This window comes from Nitrospirota bacterium, assembly GCA_040756155.1.
Taxonomy (GTDB): Bacteria; Nitrospirota; Thermodesulfovibrionia; order JACRGW01; family JBFLZU01; genus JBFLZU01.
On sequence record JBFLZU010000012.1, the window covers coordinates 7,720 to 9,786 of the forward strand.

The 2,067-nt window shown below is 41.7% G+C and carries 3 protein-coding genes; 2 read left to right on the plus strand and 1 reads right to left on the minus strand.

Translation table 11 applies throughout. From position 1 onward, the window contains the following. Positions 1–13: 13 nt before the first annotated feature. Together trpD and trpC are read left to right on the plus strand one after the other, a co-directional pair. A complete protein-coding gene (gene trpD / locus AB1488_01125; protein ID MEW6408700.1) occupies positions 14–1,024 on the plus strand; it encodes an anthranilate phosphoribosyltransferase in 1,011 nt (336 codons plus the stop codon). Beyond that, entirely contained in the window at positions 1,014–1,802 is a 789-nt protein-coding gene (gene trpC / locus AB1488_01130) for an indole-3-glycerol phosphate synthase TrpC (protein MEW6408701.1), read from the plus strand. The genes trpD and trpC overlap by 11 nt, the downstream gene beginning before the upstream one ends. A 16-nt stretch (positions 1,803–1,818) precedes the next feature. On the opposite strand, the gene AB1488_01135 is transcribed toward trpC, so the two are convergent. After that, positions 1,819–2,067: type II toxin-antitoxin system PemK/MazF family toxin (locus tag AB1488_01135; GenBank protein ID MEW6408702.1), on the minus strand; the 249-nt coding region annotated here is incomplete at its 5' end.

Sequence of the window (2,067 nt, forward strand, 5' to 3'; positions counted from 1 at the left end):
GAGGTAAACAGAGATGATTAGAGAAGCAATAGCAAAGGCTATAGATAGAATAAATCTCTCAGAGTCCGAGATGGTAGAGGCTATGAAAGAGATAATGGAAGGAAATGCTACACCTGCACAGATATCTTCCTTCCTCACAGCATTGAGGATGAAGGGTGAGACAGTTGAGGAGATAACTGGCGCTGCAAGGGTGATGAGAGAAAAGGTAACCCGACTCAATGCACCTGAAGGAACGGTCGATACATGCGGAACAGGTGGTGATCTGTCACATACATTTAATATCTCTACTACTGCTGCATTTGTCGTTGCAGGTGGGGGGGTGCCTGTGGCGAAGCATGGAAACAGGTCTGTATCAAGTAAATCTGGCAGTGCAGATGTCCTTCAGGCACTTGGTGTAAATATAGAGCTTCCACCAGATAAGGTTGAGAGATGCCTTAAGGAAACAGGGTTTGGTTTTCTATTTGCACCGTTATTTCATCCAGCGATGAAGTATGCTATAGGTCCACGCAGAGAGATAGGCGTGAGGACGATATTTAATGTTCTCGGTCCTGTTACCAATCCATCTGCAACAAAATATCAGGTTCTTGGCGTGTATGATTCAGGGCTTACAGAGACGATAGCGAAGGTGCTTGGAAATCTCGGGGCAAGACACGCCTTTGTTGTCCATGGAGAGGATGGTCTTGACGAGATAACAATCACAGGGAAAACACAGGTATCTGAGTTAAAGGATGGTAATGTAAAGACATATCATATAAGTCCAGATTCTTTCGGCATAAGAACTGGCAGACTGGACGATTTACTGGGAGGAGATGCAGAGGAAAATGCTAAGATTACCCTGAGTATACTTAATGGTGAAAGGGGACTGAGAAGGGACATAGTCCTGCTTAATGCGGCGGCTGCATTTATTGTGGCTGGTAAGGCGACATCATTTATTGAAGGTATAGAACTTGCTGAAATATCCATAGATTCAGGCTCTGCAATAAAAAAACTTGAAGATCTTAAGAGATTTACAAATGATACTTGATGAGATCGTTACACATAAGCGTAATGAGTTGAAGGATAAAAAGATAAGGAGACCGTTTTCTGAATTAAAGAGGCGGGTCATAAACCTTGAAGGTACAAGGGACCTTTCAGGGGCTATATCGAGAGGAAAAGACGAGCCGTTAAAACTCATTGCAGAGATAAAGAAGGCATCGCCATCAAAAGGGGTTATTCGTGAGCGGTTTGAGCCTTCAGAGATAGCGCTGACATATGAGGATTCGGGTGCATCGGCTATTTCAGTTCTGACAGAGAAGAAGTTTTTTATGGGGGATATCGAACATCTATCTGTTGTGAGAAGGATGGTTAAACTCCCTCTTCTGAGAAAGGATTTTATCTTTGATACTTATCAGATATATGAGTCACGTCTTTATGGTGCAGATGCAGTGCTACTTATAGCCGAGATACTCACGAGACAGATGATAGAAGATTTAATCGGAATCTCGAAGGAACTTGATATGGACTGCCTTGTAGAGACACATCACTGGAAGGAGATGGATAAAGCACTTCTTGCAGGTGCAGAGATTATCGGAATAAATAACAGGAATCTTGATACACTTTCTGTTGACATTAATACGACATTCAATCTTATCAAGGACATACCGGATGACAGGGTGGTAGTAAGCGAAAGTGGGATAAAGACCAAGGAAGACATAAAGAGACTGCGTGATTCAAGGATAGATGCAGTTCTCATCGGCACAGTATTTATGGAAGCCGATGATATAGGGAAGAAGGTTGAGGAGTTGATGGGAGTGAAGCCCTGAGAGCAATGCAAAAACTTTATTTCCGTATAATTTCAACTACTTTTTCAATAACTTCTGTGAGCTTTTCTATTTTGAGACTGCCAATTTTATACAAAATGAGATGACTATCTGCAGTAAAAATCCGATTAGGTCTTATATTGCTTCGCTGTTTTAGACTGCCTGTTTCAAAGTCTTTATCCTCAAGTAGAATTGCATAGTTGTCTTTAATGAATTGACTGGTTATTTGACAGAGAATCAGGTCATTTCCTTCTAATGCTGTAATAAC

What these genes read in the sequence shown, in the direction of transcription:
- trpC (MEW6408701.1), top strand. Translation starts at nt 1,014, where the DNA reads ATGATACTTGATGAGATCGTTACACATAAGCGTAATGAGTTGAAGGAT.
- trpD (MEW6408700.1), top strand. Translation starts at nt 14, where the DNA reads ATGATTAGAGAAGCAATAGCAAAGGCTATAGATAGAATAAATCTCTCA.